The organism is Bowmanella dokdonensis (assembly GCF_017254865.1).
GTDB lineage: Bacteria > Pseudomonadota > Gammaproteobacteria > Enterobacterales > Alteromonadaceae > Bowmanella > Bowmanella dokdonensis.
In genome coordinates this window covers 1-23,158 of sequence record NZ_JAFKCV010000024.1, presented here as the reverse complement: position 1 = coordinate 23,158, position 23,158 = coordinate 1, and the positions used below count along the sequence as shown (strand labels likewise).

At 51.7% G+C, this 23,158-nt stretch carries 25 protein-coding genes; 7 read left to right on the top strand and 18 right to left on the bottom strand.

What is annotated here, in order from left to right:
* Positions 1 to 271: 271 nt before the first annotated feature.
* The 6 genes from J0A66_RS20920 to imuA all read right to left on the bottom strand — a co-directional run bounded on the left by J0A66_RS20920 (position 272) and on the right by imuA (position 7,196).
* A complete protein-coding gene (locus tag J0A66_RS20920; protein ID WP_206575813.1) occupies positions 272 to 841 on the bottom strand; it encodes an EF-hand domain-containing protein in 570 nt (189 codons plus the stop codon).
* A gap of 111 nt (positions 842 to 952) precedes the next feature.
* Positions 953 to 1,534, bottom strand: a complete 582-nt coding sequence (locus tag J0A66_RS20915; RefSeq protein ID WP_206575812.1) for an EF-hand domain-containing protein — start codon at positions 1,532 to 1,534, stop codon at positions 953 to 955.
* Between the two features lie 29 nt (positions 1,535 to 1,563).
* A complete protein-coding gene (locus J0A66_RS20910; protein ID WP_206575811.1) occupies positions 1,564 to 1,869 on the bottom strand; it encodes an EF-hand domain-containing protein in 306 nt (101 codons plus the stop codon).
* Positions 1,870 to 2,016: 147 nt separating this feature from the next.
* Entirely contained in the window at positions 2,017 to 5,094 is a 3,078-nt protein-coding gene (locus J0A66_RS20905) for an error-prone DNA polymerase (protein ID WP_206575816.1), read from the bottom strand.
* On the bottom strand, positions 5,094 to 6,497 hold the full coding sequence (locus J0A66_RS20900) for a Y-family DNA polymerase (RefSeq protein ID WP_206575810.1): 1,404 nt from the start codon (positions 6,495 to 6,497) through the stop codon (positions 5,094 to 5,096). Before J0A66_RS20900 ends, J0A66_RS20905 begins: the two co-directional genes overlap by 1 nt.
* A gap of 12 nt (positions 6,498 to 6,509) precedes the next feature.
* Positions 6,510 to 7,196, bottom strand: coding sequence for a translesion DNA synthesis-associated protein ImuA (imuA, locus tag J0A66_RS20895; RefSeq protein ID WP_206575809.1), 687 nt, complete (start codon positions 7,194 to 7,196; stop codon positions 6,510 to 6,512).
* A 94-nt stretch (positions 7,197 to 7,290) separates the two neighbouring features.
* On the opposite strand from imuA, the gene J0A66_RS20890 reads away from it, so the two are divergent.
* Complete coding sequence (locus J0A66_RS20890) at positions 7,291 to 7,752, top strand: EVE domain-containing protein (RefSeq protein ID WP_206575808.1); 462 nt, start codon at positions 7,291 to 7,293, stop codon at positions 7,750 to 7,752.
* Positions 7,753 to 7,754: 2 nt separating this feature from the next.
* On the opposite strand, the gene J0A66_RS20885 is transcribed toward J0A66_RS20890, so the two are convergent.
* From J0A66_RS20885 to J0A66_RS20870, 4 genes are all read right to left on the bottom strand, one after another.
* Positions 7,755 to 8,261, bottom strand: a complete 507-nt coding sequence (locus J0A66_RS20885; protein WP_206575807.1) for a hypothetical protein — start codon at positions 8,259 to 8,261, stop codon at positions 7,755 to 7,757.
* 105 nt (positions 8,262 to 8,366) lie between these two features.
* On the bottom strand, positions 8,367 to 10,103 hold the full coding sequence (locus tag J0A66_RS20880; protein ID WP_439098886.1) for a DUF885 domain-containing protein: 1,737 nt from the start codon (positions 10,101 to 10,103) through the stop codon (positions 8,367 to 8,369).
* A 112-nt stretch (positions 10,104 to 10,215) separates the two neighbouring features.
* Positions 10,216 to 10,539 carry a DUF1820 family protein gene (locus J0A66_RS20875; RefSeq protein ID WP_206575806.1) on the bottom strand — a complete coding sequence of 108 codons (324 nt, stop codon included), beginning with the start codon at positions 10,537 to 10,539 and terminating at the stop codon, positions 10,216 to 10,218.
* A 70-nt stretch (positions 10,540 to 10,609) separates the two neighbouring features.
* The gene (locus J0A66_RS20870) at positions 10,610 to 11,185 is read right to left on the bottom strand and encodes a TetR/AcrR family transcriptional regulator (protein ID WP_206575805.1); all 576 of its coding nucleotides are present in this window, start codon (positions 11,183 to 11,185) and stop codon (positions 10,610 to 10,612) included.
* A 121-nt stretch (positions 11,186 to 11,306) separates the two neighbouring features.
* Between J0A66_RS20870 and J0A66_RS20865 the strand changes: the two genes are divergently transcribed.
* Positions 11,307 to 12,923 (top strand): M28 family metallopeptidase, encoded by a 1,617-nt coding sequence (locus tag J0A66_RS20865; protein ID WP_206575804.1) that lies wholly within the window; start codon positions 11,307 to 11,309, stop codon positions 12,921 to 12,923.
* A 51-nt stretch (positions 12,924 to 12,974) separates the two neighbouring features.
* Here the strand turns inward: J0A66_RS20865 and slmA are convergent, their stop codons facing one another.
* From slmA to coaBC, 3 genes are read right to left on the bottom strand one after another with little or no spacing between them, the layout of a single operon-like run.
* Positions 12,975 to 13,565, bottom strand: a complete 591-nt coding sequence (gene slmA, locus J0A66_RS20860; RefSeq protein WP_206575803.1) for a nucleoid occlusion factor SlmA — start codon at positions 13,563 to 13,565, stop codon at positions 12,975 to 12,977.
* A gap of 11 nt (positions 13,566 to 13,576) precedes the next feature.
* Positions 13,577 to 14,032: a dUTP diphosphatase gene (gene dut, locus J0A66_RS20855; protein WP_206575802.1), complete on the bottom strand. Its 456-nt coding sequence runs from the start codon at positions 14,030 to 14,032 to the stop codon at positions 13,577 to 13,579.
* A 3-nt stretch (positions 14,033 to 14,035) separates the two neighbouring features.
* The gene (coaBC, locus tag J0A66_RS20850; protein WP_206575801.1) at positions 14,036 to 15,232 is read right to left on the bottom strand and encodes a bifunctional phosphopantothenoylcysteine decarboxylase/phosphopantothenate--cysteine ligase CoaBC; all 1,197 of its coding nucleotides are present in this window, start codon (positions 15,230 to 15,232) and stop codon (positions 14,036 to 14,038) included.
* Between the two features lie 84 nt (positions 15,233 to 15,316).
* Here coaBC and radC point away from each other — a divergent pair, with 84 nt between their 5' ends.
* The 5 genes from radC to mutM all read left to right on the top strand — a co-directional run bounded on the left by radC (position 15,317) and on the right by mutM (position 17,936).
* Complete coding sequence (gene radC, locus J0A66_RS20845) at positions 15,317 to 15,991, top strand: RadC family protein (protein WP_206575814.1); 675 nt, start codon at positions 15,317 to 15,319, stop codon at positions 15,989 to 15,991.
* A 147-nt stretch (positions 15,992 to 16,138) separates the two neighbouring features.
* Positions 16,139 to 16,375, top strand: a complete 237-nt coding sequence (rpmB, locus tag J0A66_RS20840; RefSeq protein WP_008845260.1) for a 50S ribosomal protein L28 — start codon at positions 16,139 to 16,141, stop codon at positions 16,373 to 16,375.
* Positions 16,376 to 16,385: 10 nt separating this feature from the next.
* Complete coding sequence (gene rpmG / locus J0A66_RS20835; protein WP_102798540.1) at positions 16,386 to 16,541, top strand: 50S ribosomal protein L33; 156 nt, start codon at positions 16,386 to 16,388, stop codon at positions 16,539 to 16,541.
* A gap of 124 nt (positions 16,542 to 16,665) precedes the next feature.
* Positions 16,666 to 17,124 (top strand): hypothetical protein, encoded by a 459-nt coding sequence (locus tag J0A66_RS20830; protein ID WP_206575800.1) that lies wholly within the window; start codon positions 16,666 to 16,668, stop codon positions 17,122 to 17,124.
* Positions 17,124 to 17,936: a bifunctional DNA-formamidopyrimidine glycosylase/DNA-(apurinic or apyrimidinic site) lyase gene (gene mutM / locus J0A66_RS20825; protein ID WP_206575799.1), complete on the top strand. Its 813-nt coding sequence runs from the start codon at positions 17,124 to 17,126 to the stop codon at positions 17,934 to 17,936. Before J0A66_RS20830 ends, mutM begins: the two co-directional genes overlap by 1 nt.
* A gap of 157 nt (positions 17,937 to 18,093) precedes the next feature.
* On the opposite strand, the gene coaD is transcribed toward mutM, so the two are convergent.
* From coaD to J0A66_RS20800, 5 genes are all read right to left on the bottom strand, one after another.
* A complete protein-coding gene (gene coaD / locus J0A66_RS20820) occupies positions 18,094 to 18,582 on the bottom strand; it encodes a pantetheine-phosphate adenylyltransferase (RefSeq protein ID WP_206575798.1) in 489 nt (162 codons plus the stop codon).
* Positions 18,583 to 18,616: 34 nt separating this feature from the next.
* Positions 18,617 to 19,744, bottom strand: a complete 1,128-nt coding sequence (locus J0A66_RS20815) for a glycosyltransferase family 9 protein (protein WP_206575797.1) — start codon at positions 19,742 to 19,744, stop codon at positions 18,617 to 18,619.
* A gap of 5 nt (positions 19,745 to 19,749) precedes the next feature.
* Positions 19,750 to 21,156, bottom strand: a complete 1,407-nt coding sequence (locus J0A66_RS20810) for a capsule assembly Wzi family protein (protein ID WP_206575796.1) — start codon at positions 21,154 to 21,156, stop codon at positions 19,750 to 19,752.
* Positions 21,157 to 21,493: 337 nt separating this feature from the next.
* The gene (locus J0A66_RS20805; protein ID WP_206575795.1) at positions 21,494 to 22,342 is read right to left on the bottom strand and encodes a glycosyltransferase family protein; all 849 of its coding nucleotides are present in this window, start codon (positions 22,340 to 22,342) and stop codon (positions 21,494 to 21,496) included.
* 131 nt (positions 22,343 to 22,473) lie between these two features.
* Complete coding sequence (locus J0A66_RS20800) at positions 22,474 to 23,028, bottom strand: DM9 repeat-containing protein (RefSeq protein WP_206575794.1); 555 nt, start codon at positions 23,026 to 23,028, stop codon at positions 22,474 to 22,476.
* Positions 23,029 to 23,158 lie beyond the last annotated feature (130 nt).

Below are 23,158 nucleotides of genomic sequence, written 5' to 3'. Positions count from 1 at the left end.
CCCACTTAACAGTGGGCTTAGTTGTTTCTGCGGCCTGGAAAACAGGCCATGCTGGTCCCAGACCGGCACACCAAACCCATCACCTGTTGATAGTCCTGTGCTCCAGCTGCTGGCTGCTCTGTGTCACCCCTCCCTGGAGCTGTCTCCAGCCTCGCATCCCTGCGAGTCGTTCAGTCGGCTGCGAATGTCCACCGGACATTCGGTCCTCCTTCACCCCATGTGACTAAGTAAGCAAAGACACTGCCAAATAATACCTGATAGCTTATTCAGGTCACCTCTTGCTGCTGGCACTTGACCTGGCATCCTCGTTATTAGCCAGATAAGAATTGAACTCCATGCGACTGATCACATAATCCTTGTCAGCATCGGCATAGCCAAAATGCGTTTCCAGATTTTCACCTTCAGCCTCTGCCAATGTAATCTCGTCGTCATTATTCTCATCAAACTCATTAAAGTCCTGCTCGATGGGGGCAGGTTTATTTTCTTTTGGTGCTTGCAGGCCAGCGGTCAGATCGTAGGCTGAGGTTTTTTTCTCGGCGGCCAGTGCGTTCGTTTTATCCCTGAGGCCCTTCGTTTCACTCTTTGCTTTATTACCGTTGTTCGCGGTGTCAGGCTGCCTATCCAGATATCGAGTAAATTCGGTGCGGGTGACTTTGCCATCAGTGTTGCCATCCATCCGAGCAAAGTCATTCCGCACATTTGTTTCGTTCGAGGAAAGATAACCATTTCCATCAGCATCCAGCTTGTCGAAAGACTGCTGAGCGTGATTTCCGGCTGTATTAGCAGCAACCCCGGCTGATAAGACTCCTGTCAGTAATGCGAGTAGCTTCACTTTTTTCATCTCAACACTCCTGTAATGGTTGCCTCCTGATTACGGCTGAGGAGGGGTGGGTACCTCTAATGCATTACATCTTTCGTGCCAGTATGAAACAAGAGCGGGAAAGCTACGCAATTACCGACGTTCCGACTCGGACCGTACCTGCTGATTGTCGACATAGGTATTGAACTCGATGCGGGTCAGCGCATAGTCCACATCCTTGTCCGCATAGCCAAAGTGATAAGCTATATTGCGCTCTTCGGCCTCAGTCATGGTGATCCTACCATTGTCGTTTCGGTCCAGTTCTTCAAAGCTATTTTCAATGGCGGGTGGTCTGGGGGCCTGATCACTCGGCCTGTTTCCTCGGTTAAGGTCGTAGTCAGCCTTTTCATTACCCTCTTCTATCCTGTCAGCAACAGCATATCCTTCATCGTGCTCTTTCTTTGCCTCTTTTATCCCTTCATCAAATGAAGCAGGAGAGGAATAGAGGTAGCGGTTAAACTCATTCCTTGTGAGCTTGCCATCGTTGTTACTGTCAATTTGGCTGAAATGCCGCCAGATGTTGTTGTCATCAGCTTCTTCCTTGGAGATATATCCGTTGTCATCATTATCAAGGTGGTAAAAAGCACTGCCTATTTTCTCCTGCCCTGCCGCTACCAGAGGGGTTGATATGGCTAAGGCGCTGATAAGCGGTAATAGTGAGATTGATATATTCATGTCTGCTTCCTTATAGTGATGACTTGGCGCTAGTTATCCTGTTGGTCCGACTCTGTATAAGCCCGGAATTCGGCTCTGCTGATCAGATAATCCCTATCTTCATCTACATAGCCAAAGTGGCGTTCCAAATTTTTGCCCTCTGCTTCTGCCAGGGTAATCTGACCATTGTCGTCTTTATCTAAGGTTTTGAAGTCATGCTGGATAAATTCAGGCATCTGCGCTTGAGCTTGCCAGTCAATACCAGCCTTACCGGTGTCTCCCTGCCGGTCATCTTGTGGTGCAGCTATGGTCAACAAAGGGGTTGCCAACAGGCTAAGATATATAAACTTGTTCATTTCTGTCTCCTTAGTCGTATTTTTTCCTTCTGGAACACTCATTATGTATGCCAACTATTAGGCTCATCACCGAAGGAATAGGGTGGATCTGGAAACGGGCATGTGAAAAAGTTTCCTCACAAGGTTGGAGGCTTGTAAATTTTACTATTATTGGAAGTCCCGGGATTTGTTTTTCAAGGGAGGGAGCAGGTGGGTCAGATCCTCAAGTTTGCCGGCAATGACATGGGTGACGTCGCCATCGCCTCTTTCCAGAATACCTGTGACCTTCAATATGGCTGACTTCAGAAAAGCCGGCTTCTGAGCCCTGGCAGTGGCCAGCCAGACGATGACATTAATATTGCCGGTATCATCTTCAAGAGTGATAAAAGTGACGCCTTTGGATGTGCCAGGCCGCTGTCTGCCTGTTACCAGGCCAATAACGGTGACTGGTTTCTGATGCTCACGTTCAGCCAGCCTGTTTGCTGGCGTATGCCTGCCAAGAAGGTTGGCTTTCCTTAGCCACTGCACAGGGTGTTGATCCAGGGACAAGCCGACAGAGTGATAGTCTTCCTGCATGTTGTCCAGCTCACTGGGTCTGAACAGCCAGGCCTGACCTCGTGGTTCGGCTTTTTGTAACAGAGGCAGACGTTCGGTACTATCCATTAATGACCATCTGGCCTGGTAGCGATGACCACTGATACAGGCCAGGGCATTGCTGCTGGCGAGTAACTCCAGAGATTCCTGGGGTACTCCCGCAGTGTGCAGTTGTCTGACACTGGTGAATCCCTCCGCTGGCCTGCTGCTGATCAGCTTTTCTGTGACATCTCTGGCTATTCCCTTGATCTGACGCAACCCCAGGCGGATGGCCAATCTGTCTTCCCGCGGTTCAAGGCAGTAGTCGTAGTTTGAACGGTTGATACAGACCGGCAGGATTTGGATATTGTGACGCTTGGCGTCCTGAATTAATTGGGCCGGTGAGTAGAAGCCCATCGGCCAACTGTTCAGCAGTGCCGTGTAGAAAACCGCAGGATAATAATATTTCAACCAGGACGAAGCGTAAGCCAGCACCGCAAAGGACGCTGAATGCGCTTCGGGAAACCCGTACTCGCCGAATCCACAGATTTGCTTGAAGATTTGTTCGGCGAACTCTCTGGAGTAGCCCCTGACTAACATGCCGTTAACCAGCTTCTCACCGAAACGACGCAGCTCACCGGTTTTCCGCCAACTGCCCATGGCGCGGCGGAGTTGATCGGCTTCCCCTCCGGTGAAGCCGGCCGCCACCATGGCAATCTGTATGACCTGTTCCTGAAAGATAGGTACACCAAGGGTGCGACTTAATACTGACTTCACTTCTTCTGAAGGATATTCAACGGCTTCTCTGCCATCCCGGCGGCGCAGATAGGGATGCACCATATCTCCCTGAATCGGGCCGGGCCGGACAATGGCAATCTCTATGACCAGATCATAGTAATCTCTGGGCTTGAGCCTTGGCAGCATACTCATTTGTGCCCGTGACTCGATTTGGAATACCCCTACAGTGTCCGCTTGTTGAATCATTGCATAGACGTTGGGATCATCACCGAGAGCGCTGATTCCGGCAATCGTCAAGTTCCGGCCATGGTGCTGTTGGATAAGGTCGAAGCTCTTGCGGATAGCCGTCAACATGCCCAACGCCAACACGTCCACTTTGATCAGTCCCATTTCCTCCAAATCATCCTTGTCCCACTGGATGACAGTGCGATCGGGCATGGCAGCATTTTCCACTGGTACCACATTGTACAACGGGCCGCTGGCAATCACGAAACCGCCAACATGCTGGGAAAGGTGGCGGGGAAAGCCCATCAGCTCATTGACCAGTGCGATAAACAACTGGCCCTGATAAGAGGCAGGATCCAGACCCAGCTCGCTGATTTGCGCCTGCCAGTTCAAACCGCTGTCCCGGCGGTTGATGTTTTTGATAAAAAAATCCAACTGGGTTTCGCTGATTCCCAGCGCCCTGCCCACTTCCCGCAATGCGCTTCTTAGTCTATAGGTGACCAGGGTTGCGGCCAGGGCGGTACGCTCCCTGCCGTATTTGGCATAAATGTACTGGATGACCTCCTCACGACGTTCATGTTCGAAGTCCACATCTATATCCGGCGGCTCGTCCCGTTCCCGGGAGATAAAACGTTCAAACAGTACCTGACTCTTGTCCGGATTGACTGCCGTGATACCCAGACAGTAACAGACGGCTGAATTAGCCGCTGAGCCGCGCCCCTGATGCAGAATTTGTTGCCGGCGGGCAAAATCGACGATGTCGTGGATGGTCAGAAAATAGTACTCATACTTCAGCTCTTCAATCAGAGCCAGCTCCTTCTCCAGCAGATTCTCTACTTTTTCTGGTAGCCCTTGCGGGTACCGCCAGGCGGCCCCTGTAGCCACAAGCTCCCGTAAGTGTTCTATGGCAGTTTTATGGGCCGGCACGACTTCCCGGGGATACTGGTAACGGATCTCATCCAGGCTGAAGGTACAACGTTGGGCAATGGCCAGGGATTCCTGGATCCATTCCCCCGGGTACAGGCGGAAAAGCTTATTCAGGGGTCTCAGGCTGGCTTCGGTATTGGCCAGCATGCGATGTCCCAGCTTACTGACAGGCTTGCCCAGCCGGATGGCCGTCAGTGTGTGCTGTAAGGAGAGGCGGGATTCGTGATGCATCAAGACGCCGGTGCAACAACAAAGGGCAAGCTGGTGCTGCCTGGCCAGAGCCCGGCAGTGAGCCAGATACTCCTCTTCGTCGGCAGTGAGCTGGCGTCGACAGGCTATCCACAGTCGCCCCTCATGGCGCTGTTTAAGCCACGCAGCCCAGATATTGTCCTGCGCCTTGTTGCCAGAGGGCAGCCACAGGAAAAGACAGTGATGCAGAGTTTTAAGATCCCATTCGTGTAGCAGATAGCTGCCTTTTTCTGACCGGCGCCTGGCATTGGTAATCACCCGGCAAAGCTCTGAATAAGCGGCCTTGTCCGGACACAGCAGCAGGACTTGCAGATCGGGTTTCAGCCGGACCAGGCTGCCAATAATCAGTTTGAGGGGAAGCTGGCTACGGCGGATCTCCGCATGGGCCCTGACAACGCCTGCAAGAGAGCATTCGTCCGTGAGGGCCAGGGCCTGATAACCGAGATAGGCAGCCTGTCTGACCAGTTCCTGGGGGTGAGAGGCACCGGTCAGAAAGGAAAAGTTACTCTGGCAAAAAAGCTCGGCGTAGGCCATCAACTGAATAACCCCTGCACGTACCACTGTGTGTCACGCGTCCGAAAGATCCAAAGCCACTGGCCCTGAGTATTTCGGGCAATAAAATAATCCCGGTCAATGGCGTGCCCGTCCCACCAGCCTGTCTGGATGCGCTCAGGCCCGTGCAGTAGGCGGACCTTTTCTCTCAGCGGCTGCGGTGGCTCAAGCAGGAAGGCCGGTCTCAGGGTGGCCAGGGGCCAGTCAGGGGGACCGCTTGATCTGAGTGGCGGAGCATATCTGGTGCTTAACTCCGGACGGAAGTCATCATTGAGTTGCAGGCATGAGACCGCCTCCGGCCCCAGCCTTGCCTGCAGCACGGATAACAATTGAGCGACTGAGGTTTGCCCCTGCCTGCCAGAGAAGAGATCGTTGCTCTGGCCCTGGGGCTCGACAAAGTGCCTGACCACCAGGCGTAAGGCATAGACCGGCTGTTGCAGCGGCAGGTTCGTCAGCTTCAGGTTTATCAGCTCCAGCCATTTTTCGAGCTGATACTCTCCCTGGGCAGAGTTGACTTTCAACTCGATGATTTCGGCATCCCGCTGGGAAAGCAGCAATAGCAGCTCATCGGTAAGTTTGTCTCTAAGGCGCAGAAATGCTTGCAGATCTTTCAATAAACGCTTGATGGGGTGAAGCAGTATCGGGCTGGATTCTATTTCGTACATCAGCTCCAGCGACTGGTCAAAGATGGCCGGCGGATGATAAAAATCCACAGGCATATGGAACAACCCGCTCAACTGACCCAGATAGGTGACCAGTTGCATATCGAAGCGCCGGGCCAGTTCGGTGGCTGGTACCGCCAATAGTTCCCCGACGTTCTTTACCCCGACCCTGGAGAGCTTGAGCCTGGTTTTATCCACGAGTTCGGCTTGCTCCAAACTGCATTGTGCCACCCGGGTGCTCAACAGATTCCTGTCCTGACTGAGCAGGTTATGGCCTGCTCTAGCCAGCATTCTGGCAGCTTGGGGAGTCAGCCCGCAGGCATACTGGAATTTCACTGCCAGTGGCTCAAGGCGACTTTTTAAAGCCTCCCAGTAGCCCTCCAGCCCCCCATACAGGGACAACATATGATGTATACGGAGGAGCAGGCCATTGGGGGGGCAGAAGGCAATATCCGATGTCACGAAATAGAGCCAGCGGGCAATTTCAGTCAATTTCCCGGTTTCGAGGTCCTGCTTGTATTCCAGGATCTGCACGTCGCGACTCAGGGCGGCGGCTGTCCCCAGCCCCATGCCCAGAGATAATCCACTTTCCATCGCACGCTGATTAAGCTGAACTATCTGATTTTTTTCCTTGTTCAATACGGCCAGTGGCAGGGATTGTTGTGTATAGAGGGTGTCCAGTTGCAGACTGGGAAAATGCAGGTAAAGCCAAAGCGCTTGCATCAGGGGCACCGTTCAACTGGCTTGAGCCCGGGGAAAAGGGATCACATTCCTTGTTTCCTGGCACCGGGGCAGACAGAGCCTGGGCCAGCGTTTGTGCATCTCCAGTGTAAAAGGGGCCGGCGGCCAGCTACCGCGGCACTTGTTGATTGTGACTTGCAGGCCCCTGTCATGGGGTTGAAGCCTGAGGCTCAGAGAGACCGGTAAGGATTGCGACTGAGGCTTTTCGCCATGTAGCAGAAATAACTGGGCCCGACCTTGTTGGCAGGCCTGCTGCAGCCGTTTAACCTGGGCAACATTCAGTTCACCGTGCCAGAGCAGTACTGAGTGACAGGCACCGCTTTTGAGGCATTGCTCCGCCGTCCATAAGGCGTCTCTGGCAGCGGCTGGACGTATAACCCAGAGCTGACTGAGCTCCAGTCCTGCCTGATGCAGGCATTCGGCATTGGGCTTGTGAGGAGGGGCTATCCACACCTGCAACCGCCGGTCACTGCTGTTAACTTCCAGGCGGGGCAGCAGAAACCGCAGTTCGCCGATGCCGATGGGGCTATGGATTTCCACCAGGTCATAAGCGGCCAGTCCTCCAGGCAGATGAGAGAGCAATTCATTTTCGCCTGCCGTTCGCTTGTCGGCGAGGGGGCGGCTAAAATCCCCTTGCCAGACCCAGCCTTTGTTTTTTAAATGATCGAGAAGGTGATTCATAAAGATAAAGAAACTGTATATATGTACAGTATATTTATGATTGGCGAGAGTGCAAGTGTGAATCCGCCCGAGCCGGCGGTAAGAAGGAAGAGCAATGAACTATTGGCTATTCAAGACAGAACCAGATGCCTTCGGGATCAACGACTTAATCGAAAGGCCGCAGCAGACCGAACATTGGGATGGGGTGCGGAATTATCAGGCAAGGAATTTTCTGCGTAATGAGATCAAACTGGGTGACCAGGTGTTCCTCTATCATTCAAGCTGCGACAAGGTGGGCATTGCCGGCATCGCCGAGGTAATGAAGGAGGGGTACGTGGACCACACCCAGTTTGACCCGGACAGCAAATACTATGATCCTAAAAGTGATCCGGATAAGCCACGGTGGTACATGGTGGATATCAGGTTTAAACGCAAGTTTGACCACATATTGAGTCTCCAGGAGATTAAGGCCAATCCCGCCCTGGCAGACATGCAACTGGTACAGAAGGGCAATCGGCTGTCGGTGATGCCGGTCACGGCAGGAGAATGGAAAATTCTGTTGGCTATGGCCGGCTAGTTTCAGGCGACGGCTTCCTGCTTGACTGATTTGGCGTTTTCCAACTGGTTAATCCGGCTCATATGGCTGCAGGCAGTGATAAAGCCGCCCACTTGGTTCTTGCTCCAGGCCACTCTGACGGCACTGGGCTGAGAGGAGATAAATTGCGTCAGGCGGGTTTCGGATAAGGCGGAGGCATTGACCAGTTTCTTCACCGACTCCTGAACGGTCTGCCGTTTTTCGCAACACATCAGCACTACATTGCCGAGATTGTTCAGGATGAGTGAGGCTACTTCAAAGTCTTCCTGACGGATTAGCTGATGCTGATGGGCCTTATTGAGTCTGGCAATGAGATTGCTCTGTAATTCGTGGCTCAGGTAGCCCATGTTTTCCAGCAGAAAGCGGCGCTGAATTTCACCGGTTTTTTGCCAGTGCTTATACTGATTCAGCTCTTTCTGTGTTGCCTGATTTCTGACTAGCAGGTAAATCAATACCAGAATCAACAGACCAAAAAGAGCAAACAACAGCATAAGACACCCCCGGAAAAATGGGCGCTCAGTTTATCTTAACCCAGGCGCCGATTTAACCCGTTTGCGACTAAAGTCGCTGGAAAAAGCAGGCCGGGGGCCTGCCTGTCAGAGGCTTTGTTGCTCGATGTAATCTTCCACATGGGCTTCGAGTACATCCAGGGGAATGGAACCATTTTCCAGCAGCATATCGTGGAAGGCGCGCAGATCGAACCTCTCACCCAAGGCCTGTTCGGCCGTTTTGCGCAGCCGTTTAATGGTGATTTCCCCAATCTTGTAGGACAACGCCTGGGCAGGCCAGGAGATATAACGATCGATCTCCGTAGTGACGTTATGGGCCGACAGGGCGGTATTTTCCAGCATGTAGTCGATGGCCTGCTGGCGGCTCCAGCCTTTCATGTGCATACCGGTGTCGACCACCAGGCGACAGGCCCGCCACATCTCCATGCTCAGGGCACCGAATTCATCGTAAGGAGTCTTGTAGAAGCCAATTTCCTTACCCAGATACTCGGAATACAGGCCCCAGCCTTCACCGAAAGCTGAAATATAGGTAAAGCGACGAACCGGCGGCAAATCATCCAGCTCCCTGGCCAGAGCGTTTTGCAGGTGATGGCCGGGAACCGCTTCATGCAGGGTCAGCGACGGCAGTTCATATAAAGGGCGTTTATCCAGAGCATAGGTATTAACCCAGTACCAGCCTGGCTGGTCGTCGCGGGTAGGACCTACATAACGGCCGGTGGTGTACTTGGGTGCAATGCTATCCGGCACCGGCGCCACCCCGTAGGGAGTGCGGGGTAGCTTATAAAACAGTTTCGGCAGCAGGGCATCGATCTGTTTGGACAGATAGGTCGCTTCCTTGATCAGCTCCTCGGCTGTTCTGGGATAAAACTGCGGATCGGTACGCAAAAACTCGACAAACTCTGCATGGCTGCCTTTAAAACCACTGGCTTTCATCACTGTTTTCATTTCATCGCGGATGCGCTTCACTTCTGCCAGGCCCAACCGGTGGATTTCCTCGGCGCTCATATTCGTAGTGGTATAGTAGCGGGCGCGGTTTTCATAGTAGTCGGCCCCATTAGGCCAGGATTTGGCGGCAATATTCTGCTTGGCTCCGGGAATATACTCCTTAACCAGAAAGTTGTAGACCTTCTGATAGGCAGGCATCACTTCTTGCCTGATGACTGTTTTGGCTCGCTCTTTGAGTTGCGCCTGTTGGGAGGAGTCCAGACTGTCCGGGAAGGATTCGAAGGGCCCGTAAAACTGGCTGTCAGTGGGATCCTCATGGATAAACGCCAGGGCTGTTTGCTCAAAATCCTTCAATACTACCTGCGGTTGGGTCAGCCCCGTTTCCAGGCCTTTGCGCATCCAGTGCAACTGTTGGTTGAAGTAGGTAGCAATGGCTGCGAGCCTGGCCAGGTAGTTTTCGTAATCTTTCAGGTTATTAAACTTGCTGGTCCGCGGAAGAAAAGCCAGGCCGCTGTGAAATCCATACTCTGAGGTCAGCGGCATGTAGTGGGCATTGAAGTCGAACTGGTCGACCGTTTCCTGCAGACGACGACGCTGCATCAGCAGATTTATCTGACTGGTCTTGTCGAGCTTGTCCCGGTCAAACGCGTCCAGCTCCTCAAGATAGGCCGCCGCCTGGTCTCTCTCCCGCTTCAGGGCCTCGGGAGACGCATCGGTCAGCAAATGATCATAGTCATGTACACCCTGGGAGGTGGCGGTGACGGGCGAGCTTTTGAGTTCAAACTGCCAGATCTCATCCAGCAGCCTGTCCAGATTGTCATTGGCCAGCAATGCACTGCTGAATAGCAGTGGCGCGACCAGAATCAGTTTTCTCAACACAAGTGGGATACCTTCTGCTTGTTATTCCGCACTCAGCTTAAGGGAATTTCACGCTCATGTGTATGCTGTTGGTCGGTGATTCTGACAGGCTGACGGCAGTATGGTGCCCGATTCAGTTCTTTGGGGTGTAGATAGGCTTTGGGAACGGCGTGACTTTGTCGGACAGTTCGGTCACTTTTGCATTGCCCTGCTTTTTCACCTCATCAATACGTAAGACGTTATGCATGGGGATAAAGGTACGCAGCACCGAATCAAACTCGGATTTGAGTTTCTCCTGACCGGGGTCCACCACCAGCGAACTGCGGCTGTCCCAGACGAAATCGCCAATTTCGACAAAGCCGAACAGGGCGCCCTGACTCACTTCGCGCACATACACCTCGTAACGTTCTGAGTTACTGATAAATTGCACTTTATAGAGAGGTTTGGCTTTGCTCATGGGATTCATGCAACAGGTTGGTGACGGCGGATCTTATCGCTTCGACAGCCCGCTGCCAAGATTGAATGATTCAGGGCCCGGTGGCCAGTGGGCCAAGTAGCGCCTGGGTGGCTAATTTCAACTCATCGGTATTGGCAGCCAGAATGCCGTTGACGGCGAACCCCTGCACATAACAGGTCAGTTGCAGGGCCGTGGCTTCAAGCTGAACATCCCGTCTTATCTCGCCATGTTGCAGGGCCCTTTCCAGACAGCCGATAAAGCTGAACTGCAGATTATCCAGGTAGTGACGGCCCATTTCCCGGATGCGGGCATCGTCAAAACCCAGTTCCGTGATGCAATTAATCAGCAAACAGCCCTTGCCTTTGACCAAACGGATATATTGCTCGAAGAAATGTTCAATGGCCCGCAGGCCATGGCTGTCATTGAGATGAGCGATAATCGGCGCCAGCTTGATCTGCTGATAGCGCTCCAGCACCAGATAGAGAAAATTCTGTTTGCTGGAGAACTCTATGTAGAAGCCGCGGCGATTAAAATCCGTGCGGGCGATAATCTCGTCCATGACCGAGCCGTGATAGCCATGTTCCAGCAATACATCCATGGCCTGATCCAGAACCTGTGTCACGTCATACTGGGCCTTTCTCGGCATCTTTTTCACCTAAGAATATATGTTCTCAACAGCTTAGCGAAGACCCCAGGCAAGTCAACTTAATTTGCGGAAACGAAAGGGAAAATATGGGAAACTGCGATTTTTATGTAGTTGAAGTCCCATGAATAAATCTTTGAGCATATTGCTGCTGGCATTCTGCAGCTTCCTCCTGCAGGCCGCGCAGCCTGAGGCGGATCCCAACAGGTTGAAGGCCCATTTGGCTTTTCTGGCCGATGATCTGCTGGAGGGGCGCGACACCGGTTCAACCGGCCATGAAATCGCTTCTTTATATATTGCCAGTCACTTTGCACAGTTAGGTCTCAAACCCGCCGGCGACAAGGGAAGCTACTTGCAACGGGTGCGTTTTCGTCAATCCTACCTGTTGCAGGATTCACCAAAACTGACCCTGATAACCGCCAGCGGAAAACAGTCTCTGGATTATCCCCGGCAGTATCTGACTTCTGCCAGCGCCGTCAGGGAACTCAGCCAGGTGAGGGGAGATCTGGTCTTTGCCGGCTATGGCATGGTTGCGCCCGAACTCAATCATGATGATTACGCCAACCTGGATGTATCAGGCAAGGTGGTGGTGGTGCTGTCGGGAAAGCCCGCCAGTTTCCCCAGTGAGGAAGGAGCCCACTTTGCTTCGAGCAGCGAGAAGAGCCGGCATGCAGCGCAGCGAGGTGCCATAGGCATGATCACCATCAGTACGCCCACTGCGGAAAAGGTAAAGCCTTACCAGAGCCGGTTAAATCATCTGCACACGCCCACCGTCAGATGGCTGGATAATCAAGATCAGCCAGCCAATATCTATCCAGGCCTGCAAAATTCTGCGTACTTCAGCCAGCAGGCTGCGGAGTTACTTTTTGCAGGTGCACCGCGAAGCCTGGAGCAAATCTATGCCGATCTTGAAAAAGATTTGGTACCGGCCGGGTTTATATTGCCGGCCAGTATCGAGTTCAGCAAACGCAGTGAGCATAAGACAATCTCCAGTCCCAATGTGGCAGCGATCCTGGAAGGGGCAGATCCTGAACTGAAACATGAGTATGTGGTTTACACCGCCCATTCGGATCATATAGGGCTGGCCAAAACCGTGAAGAAGGACAGGATCAATAATGGCGCCATGGATAACGCCAGCGGCACAGCGGTGCTGCTGGAAACCGCCAGACTGCTCAGCCAGTTACCCGTCAGGCCAAACCGATCCATTCTGTTTCTGGCGGTGACAGGCGAAGAGAAAGGCCTGCTCGGGGCGGATTACTACGCACAGAACCCCACCGTGCCTGTGACAAGCCTGGTGGCAAATGTGAATCTGGACATGCCCATCCTGACTTATGAATTTGCCGACTTAATAGCCTTTGGCGCCAATCACAGCAGCCTGCAACAAGCGGTATCCGATGCGGTACAGAAGTTGGGTATGACATTGAGTGCTGACCCCTGGCCAGAGCAGGCGTTGTTTACCCGTTCTGATCACTATATGTTTGTCAAACAGGGCATTCCGGCGGTTTTTCTGGTACCCGGACTGACATCCATGGATCCTAAGGTTGATGGGGGCAAGAAGTTTGCCGAATTTCTGCACAGCGACTATCACCAGCCGTCGGATGAACTGAGCGACGCCTTCAACTGGCAGGCTGCCAGACGTTTTACCGAAGCAAATTTGCAGATAGGCCTGACCATTGCGAACGACAAAATCAGACCCACCTGGAATCAGGGGGACTTTTTTGGTGAGACCTTTGCGAAGTAATCTCTGGCTTGCCAGATAAACGAAAGGGGCCTCTGGCCCCTTTTTAGCTAATCAGATGAAGAATCGTTGGCGGATAAAGTGCCACTGATCGGCAAAACCCTCAGTAGGACGACGGGTAAATTCGCTACGGATAAACTGGTTAATTCTGCCATCGGCAAAACAGATCAGGATATTGGCAACCAGTCCCTCGTCGGCGGCCAGTGGCTTGCCTTCCCGCAGTTTCCTCTCCCTGAGAACCTGACGCAGCTGCGTCTCCAGCCGCTCAAACAATTGGGCAATGCGTGTGCGCAGCCTATCCTGTTCACCCATCAGGGCGTCCCCATTTAGAATGCGGGTAATGCCCGGATTGCGCTCCGCAAATCCCAGGATCAGATGCAGAATATGCTGACAGCGAATGGCAGTATCTTTCTCGTCTTCGAGGATCTTGTTGATACGGGAGAACAGGGTCTCTTCGATAAACTCTATCAGCCCCTCGAACATCCGTGCCTTACTGGGAAAGTGCCGGTAAAGGGCCGCTTCGGAGACACCTACTTCTGCAGCCAGTTTGGCGGTGGTAATGCGTTGACCGGGACTGGTTTCCAGCATACTGGCCAGGGCCTGGAGAATCTGTGCGCGGCGGTTGTTGCTTTTGGTGGCTGGCATGGTGTCTCCCTTTACTGGCGCCCGGAGGAACCGAATCCACCCTGGCCTCTCTCGCTGGAGGCAAAATCCTCAACAATGCTGAATCTGGCCTGGATGACTGGCAATAAAACCAATTGGGCAATGCGATCACCGGGCTGGATGAGGAATTCATCCTGGCTTCGATTCCACACCGACACCATTAACTGGCCCTGATAATCCGAGTCGATAAGACCCACCAGATTACCCAGCACAATGCCGTGTTTATGGCCGAGGCCCGAGCGGGGCAGGATAGTGGCGCAGAGGCCGGGATCGCCGATATGGATGGCAATGCCGGTCGGCAACAGTTCGGTCTGGCCGGGTTTGAGGCTGAGCGCTTCGTCCAGACAGGCGCGCAGGTCCATCCCGGCTGAGCCCGGGGTGGCATACTCGGGCAAAGGGAATTCCGCTCCAATCCGCGGATCCAGAATCTTCACATCAATTTTGTGCATCTTTTATTCTTTATATTGCTTTTCAATCAAGGTCAGGAGCTGTGCTGCCAGCGTAAGTTTGTCACTGACTGGCAGAAGGGCCTCGCCTGAAGGCCAGTAAACCGATAACGCATTCTGTTCACTGTTGAAGCCGATATTCTGCTTGGATACGTCGTTCGCTGCAATCATATCGAGTTTTTTTCTTGCCAGCTTGTCTTTGGCGTAATGGGCCACGTCCTGCGTTTCCGCGGCAAAGCCCACGGTAAAGGGCTTGTTGGCAAGACTGGCAACTTCAGCAACAATATCGGGGTTCTTCACTAAAGTAAGTGTTAACTTATCTTGGGATTTTTTGATTTTTTGCCCCGCTTGTTGTTGAGGTCGGTAATCGGCCACTGCAGCACAACCGATGAACACATCCATTTCCCCCACTCTTTGCATCACGGCCTGATGCATATCCAGGGCACTGTCAGTCATGATTCTTTCACAGCCCGGGGGGGAAGGCAGATTGACAGGGCCACTGACCAGCAAAACCTTCGCCCCCATGCGGGCGGCTGCATGGGCCAGGGCGTAGCCCATTTTGCCGGAGCTGTGATTGGACAAATAGCGTACCGGATCCAAGGCTTCACGGGTGGGACCGGCGGTAATCATAATACGCTTACCGGTAAACAAGGCTGGTAAGCAGCCTTGCTCCAGCGCATCGGCCAATTCCTGTGGTTCAAGCATCCGGCCCGGGCCCAAATCGCCGCAGGCCTGTTCTCCTTCAGCCGGTCCAAGTAACTGGATGCCACGTTGTTGTAACTTTTCAATATTCTGTTGGGTCACTCCGGCACGATACATCTGCTGGTTCATGGCGGGGGCCAGGATAATTTCGGCGCTGGAGGCCAGACATAGGGTGCTAAGCAGATCATCGGCCATACCGGCGGTCAGGCGGGCGATAAAATTAGCGCTGGCCGGAGCGACCAGAATTTTGTCTGCCCATTTGGCCAACTCAATATGGCCCATGGCCGCTTCGGCTGCCGGATCCAGAAGTTCCTGGGACACCGGCAGTCCGGAAACTGCCTGCAGGGACAGGGGGCTGACAAATTGGCTGGCAGAAGCCGTCAGCACCGCCCGGACATTGGCGCCTTTGGCCTTCAGCTTGCGCACCAGGTCGGGGGTCTTGTAAGCGGCGATGCCGCCCGTAATGCCCAGCAGGATGTTCTTCCCGGTTAAACTTTGCATCGCAACAAAACTATTCAGTGATTAGATGGCTAGCCTATCATTAAAGGCCTGCGAATGAGTAATACCAATTCCAAGGGAAGGGCGATGAAAATAGCGGACTGGCCAGACGCGGAAAGGCCGCGGGAAAAGTTACTGCATAAAGGCAGTGAGAGCCTGTCGGATGCGGAGTTGCTGGCTATCTTTTTGCGCACGGGTGTGGCCGGTACCAACGCGGTGGATCTGGCAAGACAGCTGTTAAGCCGGTTTGGTAGTTTGCGCAGCTTACTGTCGGCCAGTCAGCAGGAATTTTGCAGTGCCAGAGGACTGGGGCGGGCCAAGTACGTGCAGCTCCAGGCGGTTCTGGAAATGGCTCGCCGTTACCTTCAGGAGTCCCTGCTGCGCGAACAGGCGTTTTGCAGCGCCGAAGACACCCGTCGCTATCTGATCGGCCGCATGCGAGATGAACCCAATGAACTCTTTGCTATGTTGCTATTGGACTCCCAGCACCGGTTGATTACTTTTAAACCCATGTTTCACGGCACCATCGATGCGGCTTCGGTATACCCCAGAGTGCTGGTTAAGACCGCCCTGGACCTTCACGCCGCCGCCGTGATCCTCGCCCACAATCATCCTTCCGGTGTTGCAGAGCCCAGCGAGGCCGACAAGCAGATCACTCACCGGATCTGTGCCGCCATGGCGCTGGTGGATATCCGGGTACTGGACCACTTTGTTGTCGGCGACGGCGAGGCTGTGTCTTTCGCCGAACGCGGGTTGTTGTAAGTCCCGGTAGCCCAGTGCAGAAAGCGAAAACAGTTGATCTGAGGGGGGCTTTGCTGTATAAAATGCGCCCTCTTGTCACTAGCGTGATCTGGTTTGGGTTGTTTAATGGCCGGCCAGGATTGATTTAAGGTAATTTGGAGACAAACAATGTCCAGAGTATGTCAAGTAACTGGCAAGCGTCCGGCGGTAGGTAACAACCGTTCACACGCAAAGAATGCAACGCGTCGTCGCTTCTTGCCAAACCTGCAAACCCATCGTTTTTGGGTGGAAAGCGAAAACCGTTTCGTAAAACTGCGCCTGACTCCTAAAGGTATGCGCATCATCGATAAAAAGGGTATTGATTCAGTCTTGACTGATATCCGTGCCCGTGGCGAGAAGATCTGAGGAATAACCCATGCGCGATAAAATCAAATTGGTTTCGACTGCTAACACTGGCTATTTCTACACCACAGACAAGAACAAGCGCAACATGCCTGGCAAGATGGAGATCAAGAAGTTTGATCCCGTGGTACGCAAGCACGTGCTGTTCAAGGAAGCCAAAATCAAGTAATTGAACTTGTTTTTGTCTCCAGAAAAACCCGGCTTCGCCGGGTTTTTTGCTAAGTGGCACCGAAAGGCGAACTGACGCTAGAATGGTCCTTAATGGAGTCCTCACTTAATTGAGTTGTGATTAGATGATTCGCTTATCCCGCCGTGGCTGGAACAATGTCCTGATTTTTGCCACCCTGCTGCTGATTCTGCTATTCAATCAAAGCGGGCAGTTTCTTGATGATGCACCGCCGGTACAGTCCGGTCAGCTGTTGCCCGACGGGCTGCCTGTGATGAAAATGGATTTTGGTGGCCATCAGCTAGAGCGTATCGGTCCTGGGTGGCGTCTGAGACCCTCCACCAATGCGAGTGCCGAACAGTTATCGGAGGTAGTCAACAACTGGCAGCAAGCCATCGCCGAACCTTTGGGGCCGGGGAAACTGGCAGACGGCCTGGTTGCAGTGATCTGGCTGGCCGGGGAAGAGCAGGGGCGGGTTTTCGAGTTGAGTCAGCGTGAGGAGGGGATTTGGCTGGAGCATCGGCAACAACTCTATCTGCTGCCTGACCAACATCTCTCGGCCTTTGTTCCTGACGGAGCATACTGATGCCTGAATTACCGGAAGTGGAAGTCAGCCGGCTGGGTATCAGTCCCCATCTGCTTGGCAGAAAAGTGACGCTACTGCAGGTCCGCCAGCGGCAGTTACGTTGGCCAATACCGCCTGACACACTGCAGGTGGAAGGAGAAGAAATCCTGTCGGTCACCCGTCGTGCCAAGTACCTGCTGATTGAGACTGCGCCTGGCTGGCTAATCCTGCATCTGGGCATGTCTGGCAGCTTGAGGGTGCTACCCACCTCCGCTCCCTTGCAGAAACATGACCATCTGGATCTCTGCCTTGATAACGGCCAGTGCCTGCGATTCAATGATCCTCGCCGGTTCGGTGCCTGTCTTTGGCAGGAGCGGGGAGATGAGCCACATCCGCTTCTGAAACGGCTTGGCCCCGAGCCCCTTACCGAAGCATTTGATGGATCGCATCTGTATAAGTTGTCCCGGCGCCGGAAACTGGCGGTAAAGAATTTCATCATGGACAACCAGATAGTGGTTGGTGTGGGCAATATTTACGCCAGCGAATCACTGTTTATGGCCGGTATCGATCCCAGTAAAGCGGCAGGCAGGGTCAGCAAATCCTGTTACGAGAAACTGGCCCTGGCCATTAAGCAGGTATTGGCCAGGGCGATTGAGCAGGGAGGTACCACACTGAAAGACTTTACCCAGGCCGACGGCAATCCTGGCTATTTCGCCCAGCAGCTGCATGTTTACGGCCGGGCGGGTCAGCCCTGCCTGCGTTGTGAGGAGCCGATCAAAAGCCTGACCCTGGGACAGCGCAACAGCTATTACTGCGCCAGGTGTCAGCGTTGACTCGTTTTCCATCCAGAAGCGGGCTCCTGCCCTTCTTCTGGAACGTAAAATGAAAATTGCTATTTCCATTTTCCTCCCGTTTTCAATGCGTTACTAAGCAATGAAAATGGCGTTGCATCCCTGCACCGCGCTAGCCCCTCGCCTCTTGGGGAGGGTTCTAGCCGCGCTCCTTGAACTTGTCCATCAGGGCTTGTTGCACCACAGGATGGCAGAATCCGCTGACATCCCCCCGATGCAGGGCCACTTCCTTGACCAGGGTAGAGGAGATAAAGGAATTTTCTTCTGCAGGGGTCAGAAACACGCTTTCCAGATTCGGATTCAGACGACGGTTCATGTTGGCCAGTTGAAATTCGTATTCAAAGTCCGACACTGCCCGCAGGCCACGAATCAGGATGGTGGCATGATGCTTGGATGCGAAGTCCACCAGCAGGCCGGTAAAGCCCAGCACTTCCACATTTTTCAGATGTGAAGTCACCTTCTTGGCCAATTCCACCCTTTCTTCCAGGCTGAAGAGGGGCTTCTTACTTGGGTTGGCGGCAATGCCGACCGTCACATGGGCAAACATATTGGCGGCCCGTTCGATCAGGTCCGCATGGCCGTTGGTAATGGGATCGAAGGTGCCCGGATAAATGGCCTTGGTATGCATATACAGGTCAACTATGGAAAAACCAGCGCCAAGCTTATCTTAGGGGCCGATTGGGTTTCAAGCCTGGCATGACCGGTGCGGTCATCTTCGCAACAGCTGTCATAACTTGCTCTACAGGAATGTTATCAACACGTCCCTTGCCAAACAGTATTTCAGCCACACCTGTTGGAACCCAGGCTTTGGCAGAATCTCGCATTAATACCACCTGTGGTTTATTTAAAGCTGAGGCAATGTGCATGACGGCAGTCTCTACCGAAATCACTAGGTCACAGGCTTCCATCATTGCTGGTAATTCAAAAAAGTCAGAGGCTGTGAAAGGCCTGGCTCTTAAATTCTTTATCGGAATCTCTGTCTCAAGCTGATGGCAAATCTCAGTATAGTGTGCTGGGGGCGTATTGATGATGAACCGTCGGTCTGGTCGAGCCTGATGCAAGGCTATCAATAGTGCTTTAAGCTTGGGCCAGGGATAGTTCCTCTTCTCAGTTGTAGAAAGATGATTAATGAAAATAATCTGTTCACTTTCAACCGGCGTACCGATGAGTTCCCGGTTTATTTTGTCGCGAAACTCGTTGGGTACGGCAATAGGGTATAGGCGAGCTGACTCGGGAACATAAATACCCAGCAGAGCAAAGAAACGTTGCTGATATTGCTGACTTATATGTAGCGACGCGATCTGAGATGAGAGTCTGTAAATTCTGTCGATGTGACGAAAATGCCACCAATCTAATATACTGTTGCTCTGCGACCTGGTTCCGACGATAAAGGCTTTCGGCCCAATCTTCCTGGCATATTTTGCGTATTGCTCTGCCCTCTGAGTGGCGTTAAAAACAATCAGATCGTATCCCTTGGCATTGGCCGTTGAGATTATTGATTCACGATCTTGTTGGCTTGATGCGATTGGATAAATGTTCTCTATATAGTCTTCACTCTCTAACCACTGTATCAAAGTTTGGTTACGTCCCGCATGCCAACTTTTTTTGCGTTTGCGGCAGTCATCGATCCAGATATCCAATTGCAGGGTTGGATAAGATTGTTTTAACGCATGTAAAAATGCTCTTTGGTAAACAAAGTCACCGATGGCCAAATGCGTCATGTAAAGAATGCGTCGGGCACCTTCAAGCTGCTCTTTACTGATTAAGGGGGACAGAGTGGTTTCTTTCATTTCACTTACCACCGATAGAAGCCGGCCAGACGGCTGAAGCGGTTTCCGAACACATCCTCACCCAGATTCAGCTCAGCGCCCCAGAAGCCCTGGGAGGTCGCATAGCTGTACCGGAGCTGCAGTTCATAACCGGTCTGGTAGTCGGCACGGGCACTGTTTTCATTCTGAATCACCCTTAATTGTCCGTGCAGCAACTGGTTAGGAGCCAGTTGCCAGTCCAGCGCCAGTGAGTGAGTGGTGGCCGGAACGCCATCATTAAACACGCGGGCGTTGCCTCCCCAATGGCCCATTACCTGACCGCCATTGGTATAGCCCTGCTGATAAAGGTGATGCACATACCAGGCGGTGGCCCAGTCAGAGGCTTCATAACGCAGGGACAGGTTGTCGGTTAGTAGAGGCAGATAAACACCAAAGGAATAGGTCTGGTTACCCAGTTTGTAGTTCTTCTTACCCAGGGTATCCTCTCCGCCATATTCCAGATACAGAGAGACCGGCATGCCCAGGTTGAAATTAAACTTACTGGTAACAGAGGCCTGTTGGTTGCCAAATTCATAATTAGGATCATCAATCTTGCTGATATTGTCTTTTCCGGCCGGGTCAAAAATGGCTTCAATCACATCGGAAAAGTCCACTTCCCTTTTGCCGCCGCCAAACTGCAGGGTACGGTTAAAGCCCAGGGTCCAGAAATCCAAAGGGGTAAAGCTAAGATGCAGGCCTGCGTGGCGAGGGTGCCCGGGAAATAACTCGTCACCCAGTCGGATACCCTCCACTTCCTCCAGCATGGAATAGAAAACCTCATAGCGGATATGCCGGTCACTGATTGGGGTGGCATTGCTCAGGGTAATGGAGGGGGAGGTCTTGGCCTGGGTGCTCACCAGCATGGCTGAGTCCTGAAAGGGCGAAAACCAGTGCTCCCGGTACCCGACCTCCACCTGCAAGTATTCATAGCCAAAGCCCAGAAAGGTTTGGCTATAAGCCGGGGCGGTACTCTCCGCCTTAATGACTCCGGTATTGAAGATAAAATAAGGGCTGGGCTGGTAGAAGCCCCCTACCGACAGCCTATAGGCGGCATCATTGCGCATATTGCGCTGGTTGGGAATGGCCCGATCATTGTCATTGGCCAATGCCAGCTCGGCACTGAAATGGGTGCGTCCCAGGCTTTTGGTGTAGCGCTGCAGATAGACTGACAATCGTTGATACAAAAGCGGATTGCTATCCTTAATAACAGCCAGTCTGGCCAGTAAATCGGACGCTTTGTAGGGCTTGGTCAGGGGAGCGGCATCTGTCAGTGCCATCACTTGTTCAATCTGTGCTTCAATTTCTGGTGACAACTGCAAAGGTAGGTAAGGGGACAGCCCTTTGGCCAGGCCCAGCGGTGAAAAAACTAACAGCAGTATGGCGCAGATTCGCAATGGGGATTCCTTTCTAGGGTTAAAAGCCGAGATTATAGCGACAGCTCATCGCCTAGCCTACCTCAAAAGTCGAAGTTCCACACAAACATGGGCTAGCACCGACCACAATTCTAAAATTGAGGTGCTCAAAATATTGGCGTACCGACATACGTCAAAATAGCTAAACCGTGGCATTGTTTATCGCCACCTGTGAATTTCAGCTCGCCCTGTACTCTACTCTTAACGAATAGCCAGATGTAGGACGCGTAATGATATTTAACTCAACAAATTTTCATCTGATCTGACGCGTAAAATATAAAATTTCTTTTAACTATTTATTAACGAAGACTCTACTACTTTATACTTTGACAAAGGTTCGGCAAAGAAATCTTAGTAAAGTTCTGGGTAGATAGTTATACCTGGCATAAACCCGACTCAGGTAGAATTTCCACACACTTTTTTTCAAGTTTTTCTGATCAGCCATACTAATCTCCTCTTTGAAGAAATCCAGATAGTCTATTACATACTGGAGCTCCCTTCGACGGCCGCTTTTGCTGAAACCTTTATTGGCGTAATGAATGAAATCGGCTTGCTTATAGCCTTTATTCCCTAGAAGATCCATTCGATTGAATTTTTCTTCTAAGTTGCTGTTTTTTAATTTGTGTCTTTGAATTAAATAATTGATATAGGTTTGTTCATAAAACTTGGTTTTGTTGCAAATAGCTTGTAACTCTTCCAGAGAGGCTAAACTGAAGAGTGGGCTCTGACGAGAAATTAACATAACACCAAGATTGTAATAAGTAGGGTTATTCCCTGAGACGGACCAGTCTGAAATCATCCCTAATAGACTACTAATGCTCTCGATTGGTTCGTCTCGATTGACGTATCGTCCCTCATTAAACATATAGATGGTATCTAAATCTTCATAATGTTGGAACACATCTCTGGCATTAGGAGTGATCAATATGTCAGCATCCAAATACAACACCCGGTGATAAGTTTTTAGAAGTTCGCCAATACGCATTTTCTCTGCCCAAGCAGGATTGGCATAATACTTCGGTTCATCAATTTTTATCGGATAATGTAACTCATCTGAAACGATTAGGTCGGCGTTAACCCGTTTCGCATAGCGTTCAAAGCTTCTAATTGATGCTTGGTACATAGGGTTGTCTGCCCCTACCGCGATAGTAAAAATGGCTTTTTTCAATCATCATGTCCTTTAATCATTACAGAAAGATCAAAAAGAAACTCATTGAAGGTTGGTTTTTGAAGGATGTTAGGCTCTCGCTGACTTAGAAACCACCTATTAAAAATAGATGGTTTCCAAATCATAATTAATCAGTATTGGGAAGGGCTTCCTACGGTAAGCACTTCCAAGAAGGCGTGTTTTTCACTCCTAAAATTTGCACCATACAGAGCAAAGTAACAGCCATTCCTTGAAGGAATATATTTTCCAGCAGTGTATATGTTGTTCTGTGGATCCCATATTCTACAATGATATACATAGTTTCCCTCATCCGTGGTGCCTGGCGTTACCCCAGCATTCAAGATAAAGTTTTTGTTTTCTTGATTTACTGATGTCCACCTATAACCACTTGAGCTTCTTAGTATGAAGAATTCATCGTTTTTGTACTCTTTTCCATCCCATTCTACAAAGCAGCTTCCATCCACTATCTTTCCGGGGACACGCCTAGAGTGTGTGTCAGTGCAAATCCCAATAGTTTTGCCAATTGTTCTTTCTGTGCCTTGGAAAGACACATACTCTGGTGGAATATAACCATCGCTAGGAAAATCGCTCTTAGATACTAGGTCATAGCTACCAAATGAAGCTGCATGCAATGTTGTCACAAAAGACATGGATAGAATCGAAGTAACTTTAGCCAATTTGTTCATTGTTCTGACCTTCTCCCCAGATTTAACACCATGACTTTGATGAGATTTCCAATAAACTGGAGCCAATGGAGATCTCAGAATGAAAAAACGTTATACCGAAGAACAAATCATCAAGGCCATTAAGCAGCAT